19 protein-coding genes are annotated in these 23,821 nt (G+C 46.9%); 18 read left to right on the top strand and 1 reads right to left on the bottom strand.

The annotated features are described in order from the left end of the window. Positions 1 to 253 precede the first annotated feature (253 nt). The 18 genes from QZT18_RS19600 to QZT18_RS19515 all read left to right on the top strand — a co-directional run bounded on the left by QZT18_RS19600 (position 254) and on the right by QZT18_RS19515 (position 22,480). Positions 254 to 757, top strand: a complete 504-nt coding sequence (locus QZT18_RS19600) for a DUF6106 family protein (protein WP_294150609.1) — start codon at positions 254 to 256, stop codon at positions 755 to 757. Between the two features lie 274 nt (positions 758 to 1,031). Then, positions 1,032 to 2,483 (top strand): IMP dehydrogenase, encoded by a 1,452-nt coding sequence (gene guaB, locus QZT18_RS19595; RefSeq protein ID WP_294150607.1) that lies wholly within the window; start codon positions 1,032 to 1,034, stop codon positions 2,481 to 2,483. A gap of 292 nt (positions 2,484 to 2,775) precedes the next feature. Then, positions 2,776 to 3,645, top strand: coding sequence for a YitT family protein (locus tag QZT18_RS19590; RefSeq protein ID WP_227031269.1), 870 nt, complete (start codon positions 2,776 to 2,778; stop codon positions 3,643 to 3,645). A gap of 477 nt (positions 3,646 to 4,122) precedes the next feature. Further along, positions 4,123 to 5,340, top strand: a complete 1,218-nt coding sequence (locus QZT18_RS19585) for a bacterial transcriptional activator domain-containing protein (RefSeq protein ID WP_294150606.1) — start codon at positions 4,123 to 4,125, stop codon at positions 5,338 to 5,340. 475 nt (positions 5,341 to 5,815) lie between these two features. After that, positions 5,816 to 6,259: a hypothetical protein gene (locus tag QZT18_RS19580; RefSeq protein ID WP_294150604.1), complete on the top strand. Its 444-nt coding sequence runs from the start codon at positions 5,816 to 5,818 to the stop codon at positions 6,257 to 6,259. Between the two features lie 43 nt (positions 6,260 to 6,302). Then, a complete protein-coding gene (locus QZT18_RS19575; RefSeq protein ID WP_294150602.1) occupies positions 6,303 to 11,003 on the top strand; it encodes a VWA domain-containing protein in 4,701 nt (1,566 codons plus the stop codon). Next, a complete protein-coding gene (locus QZT18_RS19570; protein ID WP_294150600.1) occupies positions 10,996 to 11,673 on the top strand; it encodes a hypothetical protein in 678 nt (225 codons plus the stop codon). Before QZT18_RS19575 ends, QZT18_RS19570 begins: the two co-directional genes overlap by 8 nt. A gap of 2 nt (positions 11,674 to 11,675) precedes the next feature. Then, positions 11,676 to 12,299 carry a BsaA family SipW-dependent biofilm matrix protein gene (locus QZT18_RS19565; RefSeq protein WP_294150598.1) on the top strand — a complete coding sequence of 208 codons (624 nt, stop codon included), beginning with the start codon at positions 11,676 to 11,678 and terminating at the stop codon, positions 12,297 to 12,299. 60 nt (positions 12,300 to 12,359) lie between these two features. Continuing rightward, positions 12,360 to 13,202, top strand: a complete 843-nt coding sequence (locus QZT18_RS19560) for a BsaA family SipW-dependent biofilm matrix protein (RefSeq protein WP_294150596.1) — start codon at positions 12,360 to 12,362, stop codon at positions 13,200 to 13,202. 128 nt (positions 13,203 to 13,330) lie between these two features. Further along, the gene (locus tag QZT18_RS19555) at positions 13,331 to 14,257 is read left to right on the top strand and encodes a BsaA family SipW-dependent biofilm matrix protein (protein ID WP_294150593.1); all 927 of its coding nucleotides are present in this window, start codon (positions 13,331 to 13,333) and stop codon (positions 14,255 to 14,257) included. A 32-nt stretch (positions 14,258 to 14,289) separates the two neighbouring features. Continuing rightward, complete coding sequence (locus tag QZT18_RS19550) at positions 14,290 to 14,814, top strand: signal peptidase I (protein WP_294150591.1); 525 nt, start codon at positions 14,290 to 14,292, stop codon at positions 14,812 to 14,814. After that, on the top strand, positions 14,795 to 15,703 hold the full coding sequence (locus QZT18_RS19545; RefSeq protein WP_294150589.1) for a BsaA family SipW-dependent biofilm matrix protein: 909 nt from the start codon (positions 14,795 to 14,797) through the stop codon (positions 15,701 to 15,703). Before QZT18_RS19550 ends, QZT18_RS19545 begins: the two co-directional genes overlap by 20 nt. An 84-nt stretch (positions 15,704 to 15,787) precedes the next feature. Next, positions 15,788 to 16,699: a BsaA family SipW-dependent biofilm matrix protein gene (locus QZT18_RS19540; protein ID WP_294150587.1), complete on the top strand. Its 912-nt coding sequence runs from the start codon at positions 15,788 to 15,790 to the stop codon at positions 16,697 to 16,699. A gap of 79 nt (positions 16,700 to 16,778) precedes the next feature. Beyond that, positions 16,779 to 18,386, top strand: a complete 1,608-nt coding sequence (locus tag QZT18_RS19535) for a BsaA family SipW-dependent biofilm matrix protein (RefSeq protein ID WP_294150585.1) — start codon at positions 16,779 to 16,781, stop codon at positions 18,384 to 18,386. Between the two features lie 12 nt (positions 18,387 to 18,398). After that, positions 18,399 to 19,316 (top strand): class B sortase, encoded by a 918-nt coding sequence (gene srtB, locus QZT18_RS19530; protein WP_294150584.1) that lies wholly within the window; start codon positions 18,399 to 18,401, stop codon positions 19,314 to 19,316. A gap of 198 nt (positions 19,317 to 19,514) precedes the next feature. Further along, complete coding sequence (locus QZT18_RS19525; protein WP_294150583.1) at positions 19,515 to 20,000, top strand: MarR family transcriptional regulator; 486 nt, start codon at positions 19,515 to 19,517, stop codon at positions 19,998 to 20,000. 191 nt (positions 20,001 to 20,191) lie between these two features. Next, positions 20,192 to 21,505: an MFS transporter gene (locus tag QZT18_RS19520; RefSeq protein WP_294150581.1), complete on the top strand. Its 1,314-nt coding sequence runs from the start codon at positions 20,192 to 20,194 to the stop codon at positions 21,503 to 21,505. 150 nt (positions 21,506 to 21,655) lie between these two features. Further along, the gene (locus QZT18_RS19515) at positions 21,656 to 22,480 is read left to right on the top strand and encodes an EFR1 family ferrodoxin (RefSeq protein ID WP_294150578.1); all 825 of its coding nucleotides are present in this window, start codon (positions 21,656 to 21,658) and stop codon (positions 22,478 to 22,480) included. A gap of 178 nt (positions 22,481 to 22,658) precedes the next feature. On the opposite strand, the gene QZT18_RS19510 is transcribed toward QZT18_RS19515, so the two are convergent. Continuing rightward, entirely contained in the window at positions 22,659 to 23,591 is a 933-nt protein-coding gene (locus QZT18_RS19510) for a DMT family transporter (protein WP_227031203.1), read from the bottom strand. Between the last annotated feature and the right edge of the window lie 230 nt (positions 23,592 to 23,821).

Raw genomic sequence — 23,821 nt, 5'->3', positions numbered from 1 at the left:
AGCGTTTCCCGCAGGAACTTTTTCTGCCCGGATTCCCCACCCGCGACAACCTACAGCCCGGGACTGGAGACTCATCCCTTCCCTCTCACCATCCCGAACCCCGACCGTCCCGGCGGCGTTCTCCTTCCTCAACCAAATCCCTATCTTGCATCCCGCCGCAAATTGTTGTAGGATAGTATCATCAGCCGTAACGGTTCAGCAGGCGCAAAACCGTTATCATTGGTCTATTTTACACAGGAAAAGGGGAAAATACATGCTCAACGAAAGCTACGCAGAATGTCTTGTAAAAAAGAAAACGCCGGGTTCCTCCGTTATTGTAAAGATACTTCTGGCTGCGGGAATCCTTTTCACAGCGGTTTCTATCTTATGGATCGGCCTGTTCGGCTTCCTTGCCTTTATTGCAATGTGCGCATTTGCGTATCATATGATCCAGAATATGAATGTGGAGTTTGAATATCTCCTGGTGGACCGGACATTTTCTGTGGACCGGATCTTTTCAAAGACGAGAAGAAAGAAAGCGGCGGAATATACACTGGAGGACATCCAGGTCATCGCCCCGGTAACTTCCGGTCATATTAAAGAGTACGAGCATCAGGTGAAAAAGGTCATCGACTACACATCGGGAGATCCGGAAGCCGTCCGATACGCTTTTATTTACACGAAGAGCGGGGCGGGTGAGAAAGTGCTCTTTGAGCCGGATGAAAAGATGGTGCGCTGTTTCAGGCAGATGGCGCCGAGAAAGATGCATGAAATTTGAGCTTAGATTAATTAAAAAGCCCTCCGGGCAGGAGCGCATTGCGGCAGAGAGGAATTATGCCGCTAAAGCGACCCGCCGCAGGCGGAGAATCCCACTAGCGGGATTCATTCTTATATTTTTTGACAAAATTCTCCTTATTTCGTACTGGAAAATTCGTAAAAGTGCGTGGTTGACATCAACCCTCAAATTTGATAGTATTAGATACTAATAACTCCGGAAAACATCGAGAGTCTACTTATAATAATACAAATAATACGAAAGTGAGGAAGAATTAATGGGTAAGATTATTGGCGATGGCATTACATTTGATGATGTACTGCTCGTACCGTCATATTCAGAAATCATTCCTAACCAGGTTGATTTAAGCACGTATCTGACGAAAAAAATTAAACTGAATATTCCCTTAATGAGCGCCGGTATGGACACGGTTACCGAGCACAGAATGGCGATTGCCATGGCAAGACAGGGCGGTATCGGCATTATCCACAAGAATATGTCGATTGAAGAGCAGGCTGAGGAAGTCGATAAGGTAAAACGTTCAGAGAACGGTGTCATCACAGACCCATTTTATTTATCCCCGGAACATACACTGAAAGATGCCGATGAGCTGATGGGCAAGTTCCGCATTTCCGGCGTTCCGATTACGGAAGGAAGAAAGCTGGTCGGTATTATCACAAACCGTGACTTAAAGTTTGAGGAAGATTTCTCCAGAAAGATCAAAGAGTGCATGACCTCCAAAAACCTGGTGACGGCAAAGGAAGGAATCAACCTGACGGAAGCCAAGAAGATTCTTGCAAAGGCCAGGGTGGAGAAGCTCCCGATCGTGGACGACGACTTCAATTTAAAAGGACTTATCACAATCAAAGATATCGAGAAGCAGATCAAATATCCGTTCTCGGCCAAGGATGAGCAGGGCAGACTTCTCTGCGGCGCAGGCGTCGGCATCACGGCCAATGTGCTGGATCGCGTAGAGGCTCTTGTGAAGGCAAAGGTGGATGTGATTGTACTGGATTCCGCGCACGGCCATTCCGAGAATGTGCTCCGCTGCGTTAAGATGATTAAAGAAGCATATCCGGATGTCCAGGTAATTGCCGGCAACGTGGCTACCGGCGCGGCTACAAAGGCCCTCATCGAAGCGGGCGTGGATGCCGTTAAGGTGGGGATCGGACCGGGTTCCATCTGTACCACCCGCGTGGTTGCAGGTATCGGCGTGCCTCAGGTTACCGCCGTTATGGACTGCTACGAAGCGGCGAAAGAATACGGTATTCCGATTATTGCAGACGGAGGAATCAAGTATTCGGGAGACGTTACAAAGGCAATTGCAGCAGGTGGAAGCGTATGTATGCTGGGGTCCATGTTTGCAGGCTGTGACGAGAGCCCGGGTACCTTTGAATTATATCAGGGCAGAAAGTATAAGGTTTACCGGGGCATGGGTTCCATTGCCGCGATGGAGAACGGAAGTAAAGACCGCTATTTCCAGAACGATGCAAAGAAACTGGTTCCGGAGGGCGTGGAAGGCCGCGTCGCATACAAGGGAATGGTGGAAGACACGGTATTCCAGCTTCTCGGCGGTTTACGCGCCGGTATGGGATACTGCGGAGCGCAGGATATCAAGACACTTCAGGAGACGGGAAGCTTCATCAAGATTTCCGCTGCTTCCCTGAAAGAGAGCCATCCTCACGATATTCATATCACGAAGGAAGCTCCAAACTACAGCATTGAATAACTAAATAATGTCAGCCGGGAAACCGGCTTTAAAAGATAGCCGTCCGGCTTGATAATAACAGGTGATGTCCCTCACGGGGTGTCGCCTGTTTATTTTTTGAAAGTGAGAACCTGCCCGCGAAGCGTTCGGATTTCCATTCACTATGAGGCCGCGCCCGGCGTATGAGTTCCGCGTGTGAAATTTTTAGCAACGATTCGGCAATGATATTCCGGGGAGTGGATATACCGTCATTTGAAGATACTTTATATTTTTTATTATTTTGGGGAAAATGGTAAGAGGAAGGTGTGTGGAGATGGAAAAACTTCGTGAAAAGATTTCTTTTAAAGATATGGGGCTTTTGTTAGTGGGGGCGGTCATTTACAGTATTGGGACGCATGCGTTTATGGTTCCGGCCAATATAGCTCCGGGAGGCGCTTCCGGTATTGCGCTGATGGTCAATTATCTGACCGATCTGCCGGTGGGTGCCCTGACCCTGGTTCTCAATATACCGCTTTTAATTCTGGCCTGGTTTTATTTAAGCCACCGTTTTGCGATTACAACGGCTGTAGCCAGTACCGTGTGCTCCTTAATCCTTGATATGGCGGTGGCGCCGTTCTGTCCTGTCTACAACGGCGACAGAATGCTGTGCAGCCTTTACGGCGGGGTAATCGTAGGAGTTGGAATGGCCATGATATTTATGACGGGGACGACGACAGGGGGAACGGATATCGTCGGCTATCTGCTCCAGAAGAAACGGCCCCACATGTCCATTGGAAGGGCGCTTCTGATTGTGGACAGTGTTATTCTGGTATTTTCCATCTTTGTTTTCGGCAATATTGAGGCGGCTCTCTTTGGACTGATTGCTCTGTATGCCCAGACAAAAGTGATTGATTCTATTATCTACGGCGGAGATGCGGGAAGTATGGCGACCGTTGTGACGAAGAAACCGGACGGCATTGCGGCGAAGATTATTTACGAGCTGGACCGCTCGGCCACCCTGCTCCCTGCGAGGGGCGCATACAGTAAACAGGATACCAGTGTCCTTTTATGTACGGTCAGGAAGTCCCAGTTTGCAAAACTCAAGAAAATCGTGTATGACGAGGATCCCGATGCATTTGTTATGGTGACGGAGACGTCGGAAGTGCTGGGACAGGGATTCCGAGAATTTAAAGATTCCATCTGATAGAAATTTAGTGATGTTTTTACCGTTACTGTTCACAGGCAGTATTCCGCGAGGTGTTTTTTGTGAGTGGAGCAAAGCGAAAGTCACAGAAAACCCGAGGGTTACGGCGCGACGCAACGAAAAGTGCGCGATGCGGACTTTTCATTACAATCAACGGCGCTTTTTGCCGTTTCTGTGCATCGCGAAGCGTGTTATTGTTCACAGCGCAATGCGGTGTGAACGGTAACTTTTTACCAAAACAATCGGGCTAAATACGTGATTAACCCTGTTACCCGGACCAATTCTGTGTTATAATATGTACACTTAGTGAAGGGCTTGTGTATCTGATGCAAGCCATGTATGAAAGCGGAGATGTTTTAGCTGTGTCCTGCATTCATGATATAATCTAAGTAACTTTGCATGGTATTTCCAAACCTGGTGCGGCTATACCGGCAAAGGCATTTAAGGGAAATAATTCCGGATGCGGAGATGGGAAAGATGAAAAAGGGTAATGAAAAGGTACTGAAGATCTGTATGCTGGGCGGTTTTACTCTGGATTATGACGGTAAAGAGATTATTCTGGGGAGAAACAGTACGGCAAAGTTTGTTCAGCTTTTACAGATTGTGTGGATTCACGGTACAAAGGGAATTGCCAAGGAACAGCTTATGCAGATGCTCTATGACAGACTCAATGTGACAAATTTAAATAACAGCCTGAATAACCTGTTGTACCGGATGCGGAAACAGATGGTCCAGGCGGGGCTGCCGGAGGGCGATTATATCACCAACCGGGATGGACTGTATATTAACGACGAGAATATATCCATAGAAGTAGATACGATAGAGTTTGAACGTTATATTGCGGAGGCGGAGAACGCGGCCGACAGGAAGGAAAAGTACCGTTGTTATGAGAATGCGGCGCTGCTTTACAGGGGAGAACTTCTTCCGGCAATCTCAAGTGAGACATGGGTAACCCTGGAGAGCCTGGCCTATAAGCGGAAATTCAGCGAATGTGTGGAGTGGCTGGGAAGCTACATGGAAGAGCAGAAGGATTATGAGGCAATGTACAGGCTTTACAGCCAGGCCGCAGAGATTTATCCTTTTGATGACTGGCAGATTCACCAGATAGAAAGCCTGCTGTATAAGGAGGATTATAAAGAGGCCTATCGTCTTTACGACAAGACGGTCCGGATGTATTCCGATGAGATGGGGCTGCCCCCGTCGACTCAGATGCTGGAATGTTACCGGAAGATGGGAGAGAAGATCAAAAGCTGTCCCAACAATCTGGATGAAATCCGGGATGAACTGAAGGAGGGGCATGAGGAAGATGAATTAACGGCGGAAGGCGCATTTTATTGTTCCTACCCGAGTTTTATTGATACATACCGCCTTCTGAGCCGGATTATGGAGCGGAGCGGCCAATCCGTGTTCCTGATGCTCTGTACGTTGGTTGATTATGAAGGAAAAGTCATCCGGAACCAGGAAAAACTGAAGAAACGTTCCGAGGATCTCCGGGAGGCAATCCGTCTGACACTCAGACGCGGTGATGCCTATACAAGGTACAGCAATTCCCAGTACCTGATTCTGCTTTCAGGGACAAAGCAGGAGGACTGTTCCATAGTCTATAACAGAATTAATAAGAAATTAAAGGAATTAGCCGGTATCCGGGCGGAGATCAGTTACAATGTGACGTCGCTGGCGGAATTGGGAGCCTGACGTCCAGGTACGGTGAAAACAAGATTTGTTTGTAACTGATTAGATATATTTATTATAGAAGATACTCCACGGAGACCTGTATATGTGCACGGGTCTCTTTTTTTATTGGAGGCGGCAGCCGGCCCGCGGAGAGCTCGTGTTATTGTTAGTTGATTTGGCAATAAAAAACATTACGGAGCGGGTTTTTCGCTGTTTTGCAGTAAAGCGTGCACGGATAGTGTTTTAAATGATGGAGCATAGAGGCCATGAGAAAGTGTTTACATTTTTTCATGGCTTCTTTTTGATGTAAAAAGACGTATCCATTCTGTCCTTCACGCTGTAAAACCTGTCCTGGCAGTGGGGAACTTCATGCTTTCATTAGAAAAGGTTAATAAAAATGTAAATAAAGTAAGAAAAAAGCAAAAAAAAGCCTTTCCGTGATTAATTGCGTGATTGCCTTTTTGATAAAGTATCATTAACGAAGGGAGAGGTCGGAATGATGGAAGGCATGATTTCAGCGCCTAATCTTATGACAATATGTGTAGACAGTACCGCACAGGGAGATTATTCAGGAAGCATCTGGAATCTGTATCAGAAAAGACCGATTCCATACGCCAATACGATGGATTTGCTGAGAAAGATGGATTCGTTTTTCAATGATCTTGATTTTCCGCAGAATTCCACGGTCGGCAGAAGCTTCCGAAAAGATAGAGGCGCAGTAAGGCAGAAGAAAGAGGAGGCCGTGGCACTGATGGACGAAAGAGAGTTAAGAAAGAAAAAAGGTGAAGAAACCACATTTATTGTCCATGTGAAATATAGACAGAACGCCACCTGGCAGGGTGAAGTAATCTGGGCAGACAAAAAAGAAAAGAAGTTTTTCCGCAGTGCCCTGGAGTTATTAAAGCTGATGGACAGTGCAATGGAAGAAAGTGAAGAATAGAAGCACAGGGGAGATTTACGGAGAAAGGAAGGCGGGAGAATAGATGAATTTCGCGGAACAGAAATTATTCAGTAGAAAAAGAAAAAGCGCAGTAAAGCGCAACTGGCGCCAAAGTCTGGCCTGGCTGTTAATCGCCTGTCTGTGCATTACGAATATAAATATCGCCGCATTTGCAGCAGAGATTGCAATGGATGGAAACGGACTTGCAGCAACACCGTCAAGCGCCACCGCATCGGAAGCGGATGTGTGGATGCCGGGAACTTCGGTTTCGGGAGAAGAGCTTCTGGCCGAAGCGGAACGGGCTGTTACAAATGGATGGAAGTTTGATTTCGACGGTATGTTAAGAAAACTGGACGGTGAATCAGACAGTGAAAACAGCCAGAATTTTAAAAAGTATGAAGATTTGTTCGACGGATATTCCAGCTTCATCTTATTCTACGACAACGACGAAGAGGGAATGTTAACCGGTGATAACAAAAAAGCATACGGTTACATCCTGGTCCGTCTCGATAAAAAGAAATACATGGAATACAGAGAGCATGCAGGCCTTAGTAATACAGACAGTGAAGCAAGCGCCTCGGATGCGGAAGCAGAGGAATCCTACAAGCTGACCGGAGATGAGGAAATCATTTTCCTCTATATGAACGGTACGGGAGCGGATGCAACATTTAATCTGAATTTTGAAGATATTGAAACTTCTGAAATCGTAGTGCCGGCGGCAAGCTATTTTATAGAAGAAAAGGAAGAAGAAGTTACCGAAACAACGGCAGCGCCTGAAGAGCAGACGGAAGAAGCGAAAGAGGAGCAGCCGGACGGAGAGGGCGGCGGTTCATCAGGCGGAAGCGGAAGTGAAAACAACCAGGGCGGTTCCGAAGAAGGAAATGATATCGCAGGTCCGGAAGACGGAACCGATAAAGACCAGGGAACGGTTGAGGATGAAAGTAAATCCGACAGCGGAAATACAGAAACCGAAGAAGGTCAAGAAGGAACAAAACCCGACAATGGAACAGATGCAGGCCAGGGAGAAACAAAAACGGACAGCGGAAGTGATGAAGGTCAGGGAGGAACAAAACCGGACGGCGGAAGTGATGAAGGTCAGGGAGGAACAAAACCCGACAGCGGAAGCAATGAAGGTCAGGGAGGAACAAAACCCGATAGCGGAAGCGATGCAGGCCAGGGAGGAACAAAACCGGACGGCGGAAGCGATGCAGGCCAGGGAGGAACAAAACCCGACGGCGGAACAGACGCAGACAAGGGAGATACGGGAAACAGCGGTTCATCCGATAAAGACAACAGTCAGGGAAGTACAGATTCCGGCAAGGACAACGGCAGCGATAACGGACATGACAGCGACAAATCGTCCGGCTCGGCATCAGGAACAGATTCCGGTTCCGGGAGCGATAAAGGTTCAGGAACAGGTTCCGGTTCGGGCAGCGATTCAGGCTCAGGAACAAGTTCAGGTTCCGACAGCGGCTCAGACTCCGGTTCCGGCGACAGCGGTTCATCAGGTGAACAGACAGTATCGATTTCCAGCTACAATGTCGTAAGAGTAATGGGACCGAATCCGGATGCATCGGAAGATGATGAAGACGACGGAATGAGTTTCGAAGAGTGGTCGGATGATGACGAGGATGAGGAAGAAGACGACGAGTACGACGACTATGACGATTATGACTACGGCAGTTACGAATATGACGAAGACGGCACGATTTACCTGAATATGACATTCCTGCCGGCAGCAGCGATGCAGGCCAGGAATCCACAGTCTAAGGCAAGGTTCTTCAGGTCGGCAAAGGTAGAGAATGAACAGGTTTCCGTACAGGCATCTGTAGCGGCGGTAAGTGATTTTACACCTACGATTAAAGGCTATCACAAACAGATCAGACATATTGGCGGTGATGACTATGAACTGCATCTTGATGTATCCGGTTCAGGGCAGGGAATGGATATTATGTTTATCGTCGATAGATCGAATAGTATGGGGAGTTCTTTCAGCGGTTCGATGAAAGAGTTGAAAGAAGTTTTGGGATATCGCAGGACTTCGGATTATTGGCCATATAGAGTAGAAGAACAGAACGGATTTGTAGATGAGATTTTTGGAAAAGCTCCAAATAGCCGATTTTCTATAATTACCTATGGTACAACTGCCAGTACGAAACTAAACTGGTCCGGCAATAAAACGGAAGTAAAAGATGCAATCGGAGAAATGACAGTAGACGGCGGAACAAACTATGAGGATGCTTTGTACACTGCAAAGGTAATGCTTGAGAAAAGAGAACCTGGACGAGTTCCGGTCGTAATTTTCCTTAGTGATGGGAAACCAACCTATTACAATAAGAGTGATAAAAATGATAAAACAATAGAATTCAACGGTTACAATTCAACCTTCAGGACAGGAGGAGAAGGAGATGACACGGATTCTAAAACAACTTCAGAGACAATTAATGCCGGTAAGGAATTTTATAAAGTTGCATCGCAAAAAGGCGCGACTGTCTATGGGGTAGGATTTGACGGAGCTGATATTAAATACTTTAAACCGATAGTCTACGGTGTCGAAGCACCAAGCAGTACTTCGAGAATCCTTATGGCAGCGGATAATAATCTGACGAAGGAATTTGATAAGCTGCTGGAAAACCTGAAGGTTAAGAATGTTAAAATTGCGGATACATTAAGTCAATATGTTGATTTATCAGCCAATTGGAAAAACACAGCTAAAGTATACAAGATAAATGACACAAAGAAGACAGAACTGGCAGCGGGCAGCGGGTATGAATCTTTGGAATATGATGAAAATACAAGGACAATTACTCTGACGTTCGGCGCAGACAGGAAACTGGAAGAAGATACGGTGTATGAACTTGTTTTCAATATCAAGGTAAATGACGTTGCTAAAAACGCTTTAGCAAATGGTGAGTATCCTTCTGTAGGAGATCGCGATACGGATTATGGCAATAATGATACAAGCAGTGAACAACCGGGATTTTATTCAAATGATAAAGCGATACTAACGTTTGGAGATGATTCTTCTTTGCAGATTGAATATCCGAAGCCAGTTGTTCAGACTACATACGTACCGGAACCGGAGCACAGAAAATATATTGAAGACAAGAAAAACGGAACGTTTGAACTGACGCTGGATGTTACTTCCCCGGTAGGTTCATCAACCGAGACAACCGAAACAAAGTCCCCGGCAGATGTAATGTTTGTTCTGGATAGTTCAGGAAGCATGGCCTGGGCAATCGGTGGTCAGAATGCATCAGGAACAAAAAGATATGTATTAGTGAACAATGCAATAAAGAAAGTAGTAGAAGGACTTGCAGACTTTGATGTTTATTACAGGAGTGTTCAATTTTCCGGGACTACATACACACAAAAACCCAAGACGTGGCTAAAGGCAGAAAAACCATATGGAAAAGGCATTGATATCACATCGCCTGATGATGGAACATATCCAAATAAAGCATTAGAAACAGGAATCAGCTTAATTAATAGTGGGTCTCCAAATAAAGATGAACCGGGATTAAAGAAACACATAATCATTCTTACAGATGGAGAGCCATCCCAAAACAGCCAGAGTAACACCAACAATATTGATGCTGCTATAAATGATTTGACATCCGATACAGTACTTCATATTATCGCCTGCCAGCTTTCTACCAGCACGTATTTATCAAATCTGCAGGCGAGAGCAGCTAAAAAAGGTGCAGCCGTAACAATGCAGTACATCAATAATGAAGCGGACGTAGATAAAGTTTTCAACAACATTAAAAACAGCATTATCTCTTCCGTAACAGAAAGCAAACCGGGAATCACTGGAGTGACGATAACAGATACACTCAGTGAGTACGCAGAATTTGCCAATCCAAACAGCACAGACGATGTAAAAATCCTTATGGGCGGAACACCAATGTCGGCAGCGGAGAAAAAAGAGGCAAACCCGGATATTACAAAGACAGGAAAGACGGTAACGGTCAGCTTCGCAGGCAACTATGAATTTGAAAAAGATGTCACCTACAGCATCAGCTTCCCGATAAAACCATCAGCCAAAGCATTTGAAGAATACCTTCAGAATAATGGCGGATACGGAGAAGTAGTAGGCGATGCAGACACCGACGTACCTGGATTCTCCGAGGAGGAGTGGACCAGTTCAGGAAAACCTGGATTCCAATCCAATGAATCGGCAAATGTAACTTATATCTATGGAACAAACCAGAAGGAATTAGAATATCCGCATCCGGTACTTCAGGTAACACAGGGAAAGATGAAAATCAGGAAAGTGGTTATTGACGGTACGCCGGAGGATGACGGAAAAGAATTTATCATCCATGTAAACGGTGAGGACTATTCGTCGGTAGCGTTGGAAAACGGAGAAACGAGCCCATATATCTATGTGGATTCGGAAACGTCATTTGAAATTACAGAGTCGGTTCCTATGGAATACACACAGGCGGCAATGCTGAGAATTACGGACGCGAAAACGGGAGACCTGATTGAGGAGTCCGAAGGGACCGTAACGGTGAAACCGGGGGATGACCTTCTGGTAGAAGTTTACAACACATACGGACACAAACCATACTTCCACAACTGGAACACGGTAACCAATTACACCACAGGAGACAAGACCACGCCGTTCAAGACCAGCCGGGAAGCAGCGAAAGAGGCTGCAAAGAACCATCCAAAAGCAGCTTTAACAGAAAACGATGAAGAAGATTTAAATATGGAGGAGGGAGAGGCGCTTGATTAAGTTTAGTAGAAATTATATAAAAATAACCGGCGTCACTCTCATGGCGGTACTGGCCCTGGGGATTGGAGGAACCGGGGCGGCCGTCCGCCACAGAATGGTTCTCAAAAATGAAGTTCGGACGCCGACAGTGGAAGTTACAACAAGTGAAACAATAGGAAACGTGGATCGTTATAGCGGAAAGAAACAGAAAGAAGTAATGTTTAAAAATACCGGTTCCGCGGATGTCTTTCTGCGAATCGCCTATGCGGAAACATGGATTTACACGGAATCGCTATCCGGTGGAAAGACAGAGCAGATTATTCTTCCAAACCGCAGCGAGCCGGGTAATGACGACAGCATCGTATCGAAAGAATGGCATAACTGGAACGACAACTGGTATGACGGAGGCGACGGCTGGTATTACTACAAAAAGGTTCTGGAAGCGGAAGAAAGCACAGAAGAAATTTTAAGGTCGGTGACATTCAACGACGCAGATAGCTATCCCGACAGCCGTTATGCAGAAGCCGAATATCAGCTTCATTTCCAGGTGGAAGCCGTACAGGCCAGCGATGAACTTCAGGTGAGCAAAGATGCGGTGAAGGAATTATTTGACAAATCCATCTCAGTAGATGAAAACGGCTGGCCGGGAAACAAGTATACGACGACAGTCCTGTGGGAAGGAGGTAACTGATTGTGAGAAAGATACATAAAAAATTAGTTGCCGCCATGGTAGGTTTCTTCTGCCTCACCACAATCGGAACAAGTATGGCGAGCTACACAAACAAAGTTAATATCACTAACCCATTTAACACCTCGGGTCCAAGCTCAGCGGTAATGCTTGAGAACTTCAATCCGGACAGTACTTTCCTTCCAGGAGAGTCAGTTGAAAAACAGCCCTATTTTAAAAATACGGGCGAAGCGGATTTGCTTCTCAGAGTAAAAGTAACGGCGGTGTGGAAAAATGCTGATGGCTCTGAATTTGCACCGGGATATCCTTTTAGTGATACCGATAAGGTTACAAAATTATGGACCGATTCATGGGAAAAAGAGTGGGTGCAAATCGGAGATTATTACTACTATAATCAGATTCTCAAAAAGTCGGGTGAGGCCGGCGATACCACTTCGATTATCCTTAAAAAGCTTCAGTTATCGGCGGAAGTGTCCAATGATAAACATGACACCGATTACAGCGACCGGGTTTATGAACTCTCCTTTGATGCAGAGGCAGTACCGGCGGACAACGTATCGGCGGAGCAGTGGAAAAACGACATAGGCACAGACGCAGACAAACTCAGTTGGAACAACTTCTTAAAATAAAGAAGTACACACATAAAAAATAAGAGCAGAAAACAAAAACAAATCTCAGGAGGAACGGATATGAAGAAGAGAAATATAGCAGCCCTGGCCGGCGTAGCAGCAATTTTTGCAGTAGGAGGGTCTTTAGCATATTTTAACCAGACCATGGAAGTGGAAAATAACTTTGATACGGCAAAATACGGTTCAACACTGGTAGAGGATTTCAACCCGAGCGACGGCCATGACTGGGAGCCAGGCGTGGAGATTAACAAGGACGTGCTGGTTACCAATACAGGAGATAAACCGGTAGTTGTGCGTGTACGGTTTGATGAGACATGGAAAAGAGGCGATGAAGCCTTTGTAGACATTAAAGCGGAAGACGATACTCGCGATGGCAAAGAAAACAAAATTATGAATGTTTTCCAGACGGATCCGGCAGATGGAGTGGCAACAGCAGATGTAGATGATTCCGTAGTTGAGAAGAAACTGGCAAATACAGAAGACTGGATTTATCAGGATGGTTATTACTACTACCGCACGGCACTGGGAAGCAAACTCAGCACTTCGGAAGTTCTGGATGCAGTAAAACTTACTGAGGAAGCAGATATGGGACAGTTCCTCAAAAAGAAATATTACTCCTTAGCAGAAACAGCAGGAGAGAACGACTGGATTCCATTCCCTGAAAAAGATGGAAAAGATATAACGGAAGCCGAGCTGGCAGCATCATTACCGGAAGGCGAAGTAATCAGACATATCAAATCCGACGTAGCAGCCGATGCCAAGGCACTGGGATATGCAGATGCAGATTACACGCTGAAGATTACCGCAGAAGTAATTCAGGCAACATCAGAAGCAGTTGATGCCGTGTTTGGCAAGGGAACAGCATTTGAAGCGCCAAACGGATGTGACTGGGAACTGAAATAAGATACAGGCAGGATAATGGCGCAACGGCTGATTAACCTGAAAAGGGGAACGCATAAAGCGTTCGGGAAATTTGCTCGGACACAGCGGGCAGAAGCAGCAATAAAAATCCAAAGCAGGAGGAATTGAATATGAAGATAAATAAAAAAGTGGGAGCGCTTGCTGGACTTGCAGCTCTGGCAGCAGTTGGCGGAACATGGGCTTTCTTTAATCAGACAGCGGCAATTACCAACCCGTTTACAACAAAACAGTATAATACATCCGTAGTGGAGCATTTCAACCCGGCAGACGGCGAGGACTGGAAGCCAGGCGGAACGGTTGATAAGACCGTTCAGGCTAAGAATACCGGTGATTATCCGATTCTGGTGCGTGTAAGCATGGATGAGAAGTGGTATAGAGACAATGCAAAAGATGCATTCAAAACATTGAAAAGTTCGGACGGAAATGTCTTCTTCAACGTAGCGAAAGAAGATGGAGGCTACAAGGCATTCCAGTATGACCCGGAAGATGGTCTTGCTCCGCAGAAATTTTTCAACGAAGATGGTGATGATACGGTAGTATACAAAAACCTCAACACAGGTTCAGGCGCAGGCAAATGGTTCTATGACAACGGATACTGGTACTGGAACGGCGTTCTGGCAGCAGGAACAAGCACAGAGCAGCTTATGGATTCCGTTACACTTGCATCCAATATCGATTTAGGAAAATATGTCAGCACCAAGTCTTATTACGTGATGAGCGCCGTTGAAGCAGGCAATGCAAATGCACTGGATGGCGATAACAAGATTAAAGCCGATTTTGATGTTGAAAAGTACCTTGCTGATAATAACAAAGAATGGATCACGGCGGCATCGGACGACGAAGAACTGCAGGCAGCCAAAGATGCGGCAAAAGACGGCAGCTACTTCTTCAGAAAAGCAGAGAGCGGCCTTGATGAAAATGCAAAAGGTTACGCAGGAGCCAACTACGATTTGACCATCACAACAGAATTTATTCAGGCTACAAAGGATGCCGTATGGGCGGAGGCTCCTCAGGAAATTAAGGATTTAGCTGAATAAACACAGACAGAATACGGGCACAGGGAAAAAATATGAAAATAATAAAAGGGATATTTAACATTCTATCATGGGCGGTGTACGCATGCATTATCTTCTACCTGCTGATTGCATCTCCCATGGTAGCCGGCTACCGGCCGGTAGTGGTACTCAGCGGCAGTATGGAGCCGACCTACCACGTAGGAAGCGTCATTTACTATAAGAGCGCGGATTTCGCCGATATCAAAGTGGGGGATGCCATCACATTCAGAACGGGTGAAAACGCAATGGTTACCCACCGTGTGGCGGAAAAAAGCGAGCTTTCGGGAACGTTTACCACAAAAGGCGATGCAAATATGACGGAGGATCCAAACCCGGTGGATTATAGTCAGGTGCTGGGAAAGGTACTGAAATTCAGTATACCGGTGGCAGGATTCTTTGTAGGCTACAGCAAAAATTTTATGGTAATTGGCCTAATGGCAGCGGTTATCGTGATAAATATCCTTCTTGACAGTCTTTTCCCCACAAAAAAGAAGGGGGAAGAAAGGACGGAACATAGCGATGAGGAGAAAGAAACCTGATAAAAAATATATACTGGCACTGGGTGCACTCCTCGCTGTTACGGCAATAGGAGGTACATTTGCCTACTTCAGCCAGGACTTGTCCGCCTCCAATGAATTCCTCACGGGGAAATATGATACGGAAATCACCGAAGAATTCGTACCGCCAGCCGACTGGCAGCCGGGAACGGAGATTACCAAAAAGGTTGTGATAACCAATAAGGGTAATGTCGATGTGGTAGCGGTGGCAAAGCTTACGGAAGAGTGTATCCGGAAAGAAGACATTACCATCCCTTCTTATGAGACGGGAGCCGACGGAAAGCTGGTGGAAAGCTCCGAGACGGTGGCATTTAAGGGAGAAAAACTTCCCACCATATTTGCTCCGAAGGATCCGAACGGCAACCTGCTTCCGGAGGAAGAAGTAGGACTCAAAAAGTTTGGTACGGAGGTTGTGGAATATGATTCGGGAAAACAGCCGGAAGAATATGAGGGTAAATGGGTTTACCTGAAAACGGACAGCGCAGAGGAGCTTAAAACCCCGGTCTATTACTTCTTCTATGTAGGAGTAATAGGAGGGAAGGATACATCACCGTCCATTCTGGAAAGTGTCACAATGAACCCACGGCTGGAATCCACGGTTACAGGAACCAAGCTGGTTGCGGATGTAGGCCCGGACGGAGAAAATGTTTATAAATTTACAAGCACTCAGAGCGAGTACGGCTATGACAGTGTCAATTACAAGCTGAACATTAAGGCGAAGACGGTTCAGGCAACAAAATCAGCGGTGGACGCAGTTCTCGGAACAGAGACGGAACTTCCCACAGAACTGGTTCCACAGGAATTTGACAGCCTGCTGTCCTATGTGAGGGGCCTGTGCAGGGAAGACGGCACATCATCCACAACGCCGTAAAGAGATAAAAAGCCAAAACACCAATGAAATAACAGATTCTAAAAATAATGGACTGAGAAGAGCATAAGAAAGGGAGACGGATTTATGAAAAAGAATAAAAAAGCGTTATTAGGACTTGCCGCACTTGCAGCGGTTGCAGCTATCGGAGGCACATGGGCATACTGGAGCCAGGATTTAACGGCAGTCAATGAATTCCAGACAGGTAAATATGATTCTGATATTGTCGAGGAATTTATTCCTCCGACACCAGGAGAGTGGGTACCAGGAGTGACGGTGCCGAAGGAAGTAACCGTCAAAAACAGCGGTAATGTAAAGCTGGCGGCAATAGCAGCCATCGATCAGGTATGGGTGAGAACCGAGTCTGTAGAGGCTGAGAATAACGGAGACAATGAAACCGTTTCTCCGGCAGAGGGAGAATACTTCGATCTGATGTTCCGGGATGATAAAGAGGAGCTGCAGTATGCATCTATAATCAGTTGGGGAGAAGACATTGCGGTGCTGAATTCCAAAGGCACTGAAACAGCGGTTCTGGCAGCCAAAACACTCAAGATAGATACGCAGGTAACCTCTCTGGATTCCGCAGATGCGGCAGGCAAATGGATCCTGGTAGATGCGCAGAACAGTGATGAAGTCAACAAAGGAGAAGGATTCTCCAACCTTAAATTCGTTTATAACGGTATCATCGGCGAAGGCGGAGAATCACCTAAGTTACTGACAGGAGCGACCTTAAATCCGCTTATCAATACAACCGTAACAGAAAAAACCACAACCGTCAGAACAGACGAAGAAGGCAATACGATTAAGACAACCGAAACCAAGACAAATCCGGCATACGGTTATGACAGTGCAAAATATACGATGACGATTAATGCAACTACGGTACAGGCTACGGAAGATGCCATTACCACGACACTTGAGGCTAAGGGCTACTCCAAGCTGCTTGCCACAGAATTTATTACAGCAAACAAAGACGAACTTTTAAAGACAGAATCTTAAGAGTGAATCAACAGACCATCAGCAGTTTAGATAGCTGCCCCGTGAGGGGGCTGTATCATAACAGACAGGAGATAGTGATATGAGGAAAGGCAGACGCAAACTATTAGGGCTGGCAGCCCTGGCATCTCTGATGCTCATCGGCGGCACCTGGGCGGCCTGGACCCAGGAGATTCAGACCGGTAATGAGTTCATGCCTGGAAAATACAATACTTCCCTCGATGAGGCTTTTGATGCTCCTTCCGACTGGCAGCCGGGAAAAGAACAGGAGAAAAAAGTCTGGATCAGCAATAAGGGAACCGTACCGGTCATGGCAAAGGCAGTTATTACCCAGCAGTGGATCCGAAGAGAAAACGTTTATGCAACATCGGTGGACGCTCAGGGGAACATTGTGGAAGAGCCGGTAGCGCCTCTGGCAGGAGAAGCTTTTCCTCTGACCTTTGAGACGGGAGCAGGGATGGAATACGCCGCAATACCGAATTTCAACAGGGATACGGTGGTACTCCTGGCATCCGGTAAAACGGACAATGCCTCGTTGAGCCTCGGCCTGACCGCTGTCAATACAGTGGCGGAAGCAAAGGGAAAATGGCTTCTGATGAATGAGGAACCTGACAAAGACAACGGTTATACACTTTATTACGTGGGAATCATTGAACCAGGCAGTGAATCTCCGGCATTTTTAAACAGCGTGACCCTCAATGATGAACTGGCGCGTACAATCACAGGCAAAACTACTTACCATGTAAAACAGGATGACGGTTCGGTGAAAAAAGTGACCGTTGACAAGGTGAATTCCGAGTATGGCTATGACTCCGCGAAGTATACGATGGAGATCAAGGGAACCACTGTACAGGCGACGAAAGCCGCAGTAGCGGAGGTATTTGGGCAGGACGGCGACACACTTGCATTTTTGGCCGACAAAGTTGCCGACAGCGGTATCTTTACATCGTCTACTGTGAAAACGCTTAAATTTGAGTCATCCGGAGGCAAGCTGGTCTATACACCGTACCGCACGGACAGCGGAGCCGAGGAAGGCAACTGGTTCATGAGCTTTACCGATATGGTTCCCGGCGGAATTTACAAGGATAAGCTGAATATTGAGAATGCTTCGGGCAAAGATTACGACCTTTATATGCAGGTCATCCCGAGAACACAGGATGAGGTAAAGAATGAAATTCTGGACCTGATCACGATGAAGGTTACTTATGATGGAACACTTCTTTATGACGGAAAAGCTACGGGAGCTTCCCTTGTATCGGAAGAGGGTATCCAGCGCGTGGTTCCTCTGGGCCGCTATACAAGCCGGAAGACGGGGACCATCGAGGTGGAACTGCAGCTCGACCCGACACTGAAGATAGGAGATGGAAGGACGGAGGCCATTGCAGGCGTCCTCTCCAAAATTGACTGGAAGTTCATGGCCACGGAAGTCGGCTCCGGCGGAGGAGGCGGTGGCGGAGGAGGCGGTGGTGGAAGAGACCACGACCGCGGAAGAACGGTCAACATTGCGGATTCGGAAGTTCCGATGGCAGACGCCACAATCATTGAAGACAGTCCGGTACCACTCGGAATGCTTCCAAAGACGGGCGACAATACACCAATCCTGCCGATTATCATGACGGTATTCGGAAGCGGCATTATCCTTCTCTATCTGGGAATGAAGATTCGCAGAAAAGACGACTCTGAAAATTAAGGAAACGGAATAATGAAAAAGAAAACCTGGAAGCTTTTATTTATCACGGTTTTGGTAATATTCCTCTTCTCATCGGGATTTCTGGTAAAGACAATATACGGTTACCGGAAAGCAGAAGGGGAATATGATAAAATAGCATATGAAGCGGTAAAGGTCATCCCCGGCGTTTTAGACGAAGCCCTCGCAGACAGCGGGGGTTCCGGCCAGAACGCCGGTTCTGTCAATGCGGGTGTAAATGCACAGCAGGGAAACGAAAGTGACGGCGGCGTTTCGGCTCAGGCGGTAGACCTTAACAGGATGCTGTCCATTGATTTCGACTACCTGAAAAAGAAAAATCCGGATATCATAGCCTGGCTGGATATCCCCGGAACGGGAATCAGCTATCCCGTCGCAAAAACTGGGGACAACGATTTTTATATCAGCCACGGCATTAACGGACAGAAAAGCAGTTCCGGGGCAGTTTTTATGGATTACAGGAACAAGGCGGATCTGACGGATTCCAACACAATCCTGTTCGGCCATAATATGCGCAACGGCTCCATGTTTGCCGGGCTCAGGCAGTTTAAATCCCAGTCCTACCGCAACAGCCGCCCTTATGTGGATTTATATTTTCCCGACGGCCGTGTAAGATTTGAAATTTACTCCTGTTATGAGGAATCTGCAAGCGGTGAAAATTTTCCCACGCTTTTCACAGGGAAAGACGACAGAAATGCATTCTTGAGCACAGCTGCCTCCCGTTCCCTCTACAAGACGGATGTGGCTCCTGAGAAATCGGGCCATACGCTGATGCTTGCGACCTGTACGGGAAAAGGCTACAGCCACAGGCTGGTAGTGCATGCGGCACAAATAGAAGAGCATGCGGAGCAAACGGAAGATTCTGCAGTACAAGCAGAAGAACATGCACTGCAAGCAGAAGAGCATGATGAATAAACAGAAGCTCATACAGCGTAATCAGACGAAAACGAGCTTCCGGATGATCAGTCCGGGAGGCTCGTTTTTTCTGTTGAGCGGCAATGAAAAGTTCGCGAAGCGTGCTTTTCGTTGCTTGCAGCAGCCCGATTTATTGTTGCATTAGAAACAAAGTTCTAATATAATGATATAAATGTGCAAGCAGCGGGAGGACAGGTTATGAATAAAGAAGATCAGGTTATGGGAGGGTTCCGTGACATATTAAAAAAGAAGACCTGGCTTGATAAGATCAGGATGGAGGAACAGCTTAAGGACTACAAAGCTTCAGAGGTGCACTGCATTGAATACATTGGAAGCAATGAGGAGTCCAATGTGACCAGACTGGCTGAGGCCTTCTATATGACCAGGGGAGCGATGAGCAAGATGACGCAGAAGCTTATCAAAAAAGGAATTATTGAGAGCTATCAGAGGCCGGACAATAAAAAAGAGATTTATTTCAGACTCACCGGCAGGGGACAGGATGTATATAAGATTCATAAAAAACTGCACAGGGAATTTCAGGAACGTGATAAAGAGGTATTTGAGCAGGTGACAGAAGAGGATTTAGACCGCATGATCCGTTTCGTGCACAATTACAACCGTCATCTGGACAAAGAGATGGAGAAGCAGGGAATTGACATCAGGACCATAAAAAGTGAATCATAATGATAAAGGGCAGGCCAACGCCGCCTGCAAAGAGAAGCACACCGTTGTACAGGACGTCATTACCAGAAAACCGTAAGCAGCCGGAATCTTTCGAGATTTGGCTGCTTTTTTGTTGACAAGGAAACAAAAAGGTGATAGGATAAATATGTTTCCAAGGAATCAATATTTATTCGGAAAGGAATGATGTACATATGAGTTCAAGAAATTCAAATTCAATATTTACAAAAGATTTTATCCTGATTGCCATAGGCCAGATCGTATCTTTATTCGGCAATCAGATTTTGAGGTATGCACTGCCGCTCTACCTGCTGAATAAAACGGGTTCATCTGTTTTATTCGGTACAATTCTGGCCTGTTCCTCCATCCCCATGCTCCTCCTGTTTCCGGTCGGCGGCGTTATCGCAGACCGTGTGAATAAGCGGAACATCATGGTGATACTGGATTTCAGCACGGCGGCGCTGATTGTTCTGTTCTATTTACTGTCGGGCCGGATTGATATTGTGCCCCTTATGGCGGCCACGATGATTATCCTCTACGGCATCCAGGGAGCCTACCAGCCGGCTGTTAAGGCCAGTGTTCCCGCCCTGGTGGACACGGAGCATATGATGCAGGGGAATTCGGTGGTGGACTTGATAAATTCGCTGGCAGGCATGACGGGGCCGGTGATTGGCGGAGTCCTCTACTCCCTGTTCGGGTTGGTTCCGATTCTCTATGTAAGCGCCGGCTGTTTCTTTGCATCGGCTGTGATGGAGCTGTTTATCCATATCCCGTATGAAAGAAAGCAGACGGAAGGCAATCTGTTCGTTACCGGTTTTCAGGATCTGAAGGAGAGTTTTCATTTCATTTTCAGGGTAAAACCGGTTCTCTGGAAAATGTCTTTAATCTACGCCTCCATCAACTTATTTCTGACTTCCCTGATCTTAATCGGAATACCGGTTGTAATTACGCAGCGGCTGGGATTTGCCCCAGATACGGCGAACCGCCTGTACGGATATGCACAGGGAATCATTGCCTCGGGCAGCGTGTTCGGAGGCCTGCTTGCCGGAGTGTTTTCAAGGAAAATTAAACTGAAAGCCAGTCCGTTTATTTTATCCGGCTGCGCTCTTTCCATCCTTTGGGGCGGAATTGCCCTTCAGTTCCTGAAAAAGCCGATGGAAATCTACATAGTCCTTCTGATTGGGTGCAGTCTTCTGCTGGTGCTGTCAACACTGTTCCAACTGCTCCTTATGACCTGTCTGCAGATTCTGACGCCCCTTGATTTGACGGGAAAAGTCATTTCGTGCGTTATGTGTGTCTGCATGTGCACCAACCCCCTGGGACAGTTTATGTATGGAATTGTTTTCAATCTGGCGGGAGGACACGCTTATATTCCGTTTTACGGCGCGGCGTTTGTCATGCTGGGAATTGCCGTCTTGACGCGGCGGATTTTTTATCAAACAGGGGAGGAGAATGAGGGCGAAGAGGGGACCAGGAAGACGGAAAACGGCGTTTCAATTAGTGTTTGAACAAACTCTGTAGAACTGCTATAATGAAAGATAAGCGCAACTGTGGAAGTATTGAATAGTTACAGGAAAGATTTAATGGAGGACGGCAGCCTGTGTGCAGGCTACCGTTACATAGCTGTGAATGAGAAAAACCAGGGAGGAAATAAACCAATGAAAATTTCATGTGTTAAAGCGGTATTTTACAGTGCCACAGGAAATACGGAGAGTGTAGTAACCGCCATTGCGGAAAAAATCGCCGGAAAGCTCGGAGTTCCCATGGAAACTTACGACTTTACATTACCGGGGAGCAGAACGGAAGAGCAGACCTATTCACCGTCAGACCTTGTCGTATTCGGCACGCCTGTCTATGCGGGAAGAGTTCCGAACAAGATGCTTCCAATCGTACAGAATCACTTTAAGGGTGAGGGGGCGCTGGCCGTTCCCGTCGTTACCTTCGGAAACAGAAATTTTGACAACGGACTGATTGAGCTGCGCAACGAACTCGAGAATAACGGCTTCCATACGGTTGCCGGAGCCGGATTCGCCGTAAGCCATGTGTTCTCAGACAAAATAGCTCCAGGACGTCCGGATGAGAAGGATCAGGAAATCATGGCCCGGTTTGCAGAGCAGGTAGCGGATAAGGTAGAGAAGATGGAGTCAATCCCGGAGCCAATCGCAGTCCGCGGCGACGACCCGGTTGGACCGTACTATACACCGCTTGGAACAGACGGAAAACCGGCTGTCTTCCTGAAAGCCAAACCAAAGACAAAAACAGAGGCCTGCGACGGCTGCGGAATCTGTGTCGATGCCTGTCCGGTAGGTTCCATCAGCAAAGAGGACCCGAAGGAAGTTCCCGGAATCTGCATCAAATGCCAGGCCTGTGTAAAGAAATGTCCTACGGGCGCCAAATATTTTGACGACCCTGCATTCCTTTCCCATGTGGCGATGCTGGAACAGAACTATACACGCAGAGCAGAAGCGGAGACATTCGTATAGTCCGGCAGGAATATAAAGCAGTGAACATTAAACATTGAATATTAAGAAAACCCGGATATACAGGTTTTAGTGCCTGTGCATCCGGGCTTTTTGTTGAGTGGCAATGAAAAGCTCGTGAAGCATGCTTTTCGTTGTTTTTAAAATGCTGTTTCGCGCTGGAAAACTCGGTAGTTTCACTTTAAGAAACTCTCTCTTTTCCTCTTTTCTGCGTCAGTAGAAGAACCGTGGTGATAATAGCCGCCAGTCCCAGAAAATCCATGAAAGTAAAGGCGGTTCCGAGCCACAGCGCCGATATGACCGTTGCGGAGACGGGTTCAATGCAGGCGAGCATGCTGGCTTTGACGGAACCGATATCGCTGACGCCCTGAAGGTACAGCGTGAAAGAAAGCGCAGTTCCTATCAGCACGATAGCCGCCAGTCCGAGGATTGTGCCCAGATCAAAGGTCACACGCACGGTCCAGTACCGCGTGACGAAGAACAGGAAAATGCCTCCTATCAGCATGCCGTATCCGGTGACAATGGTGCTTCCCCACCGTCCGATGATCTTTTCCGGCAGCATGGTATAGCTCATCAGAGCCACCGCCGAAAGAAGACCCCAGGCCAGTCCCAGGTTTGAAATGACCAGGGAGTGGATATTCCCGTGGGTTGCCAGAAGAAAAGTTCCGGCCACAGCCAGGATAATGGCAAAGACCTCCCTGCCGCTGGGCAGCTTTTTCGCGATAAAACAGGACACAATCATAATCAGCACCGGCCCCAAATACTGGAGAACCGTGGCGGTTCCCGCATTGGAATGGGAGATGGCCGTCATATAACTGTACTGGCAGAACATCAGTCCGAAAATAGAGAAAATAAAAAGCTGTCTCCTGTCCTTTTTATCCTTCATAATCAGCACCATTTCCCTGCGCTGTCTCATAAAACCCAGCACCAGAAGGATGACTCCCGCACACAGCATACGCGTAACCGTAACCCAGGCGGAGTCCAGATTTTTATAAGTAAAAAGATACTGCCCGCAGGTACCGGAAAACCCCCACATCGTACCGCCGGCCAGGGTGAAGAAAACTCCTCGTGCCGTCTTTGATTTATTGATATCATTCGTTGTTTCTGTTTTCACTTTCGTTACCTCTTTCTATTTCTGTCCAAACATAACCAGAATAACAATAAATTTGTGGAAATACAAGCAGAAAAAGAAAAAAATGGGAAAAAGCGGGTACACTGTTAAAAAGGGAATTTAATTGAGATGCGAGGACGCCTCTGTAAGACGGCGGACGGGGTGGTGGGAGGGTGTGTATGAGTCTTCAGTCCCGGTGGATGGTTGTGGTGAGGGGGAATCCGGAGAAAAAA

Origin of the sequence: uncultured Clostridium sp. (assembly GCF_900547735.1) — a bacterium.
In the GTDB taxonomy this organism is placed as follows: domain Bacteria; phylum Bacillota; class Clostridia; order Lachnospirales; family Lachnospiraceae; genus Otoolea.
This window is presented reverse-complemented; position numbering and strand designations above follow the sequence as displayed.

Bases quoted from the DNA above. Each gene is read 5' to 3' on its own strand.
- QZT18_RS19600 (WP_294150609.1), top strand. From the start codon at position 254: ATGCTCAACGAAAGCTACGCAGAATGTCTTGTAAAAAAGAAAACGCCG.
- guaB (WP_294150607.1), top strand. From the start codon at position 1,032: ATGGGTAAGATTATTGGCGATGGCATTACATTTGATGATGTACTGCTC.
- QZT18_RS19590 (WP_227031269.1), top strand. From the start codon at position 2,776: ATGGAAAAACTTCGTGAAAAGATTTCTTTTAAAGATATGGGGCTTTTG.
- QZT18_RS19585 (WP_294150606.1), top strand. From the start codon at position 4,123: ATGAAAAAGGGTAATGAAAAGGTACTGAAGATCTGTATGCTGGGCGGT.
- QZT18_RS19580 (WP_294150604.1), top strand. From the start codon at position 5,816: ATGATGGAAGGCATGATTTCAGCGCCTAATCTTATGACAATATGTGTA.
- QZT18_RS19575 (WP_294150602.1), top strand. From the start codon at position 6,303: ATGAATTTCGCGGAACAGAAATTATTCAGTAGAAAAAGAAAAAGCGCA.
- QZT18_RS19560 (WP_294150596.1), top strand. From the start codon at position 12,360: ATGAAGAAGAGAAATATAGCAGCCCTGGCCGGCGTAGCAGCAATTTTT.
- QZT18_RS19555 (WP_294150593.1), top strand. From the start codon at position 13,331: ATGAAGATAAATAAAAAAGTGGGAGCGCTTGCTGGACTTGCAGCTCTG.
- QZT18_RS19550 (WP_294150591.1), top strand. From the start codon at position 14,290: ATGAAAATAATAAAAGGGATATTTAACATTCTATCATGGGCGGTGTAC.
- QZT18_RS19545 (WP_294150589.1), top strand. From the start codon at position 14,795: ATGAGGAGAAAGAAACCTGATAAAAAATATATACTGGCACTGGGTGCA.
- QZT18_RS19540 (WP_294150587.1), top strand. From the start codon at position 15,788: ATGAAAAAGAATAAAAAAGCGTTATTAGGACTTGCCGCACTTGCAGCG.
- QZT18_RS19535 (WP_294150585.1), top strand. From the start codon at position 16,779: ATGAGGAAAGGCAGACGCAAACTATTAGGGCTGGCAGCCCTGGCATCT.
- srtB (WP_294150584.1), top strand. From the start codon at position 18,399: ATGAAAAAGAAAACCTGGAAGCTTTTATTTATCACGGTTTTGGTAATA.
- QZT18_RS19525 (WP_294150583.1), top strand. From the start codon at position 19,515: ATGAATAAAGAAGATCAGGTTATGGGAGGGTTCCGTGACATATTAAAA.
- QZT18_RS19520 (WP_294150581.1), top strand. From the start codon at position 20,192: ATGAGTTCAAGAAATTCAAATTCAATATTTACAAAAGATTTTATCCTG.
- QZT18_RS19515 (WP_294150578.1), top strand. From the start codon at position 21,656: ATGAAAATTTCATGTGTTAAAGCGGTATTTTACAGTGCCACAGGAAAT.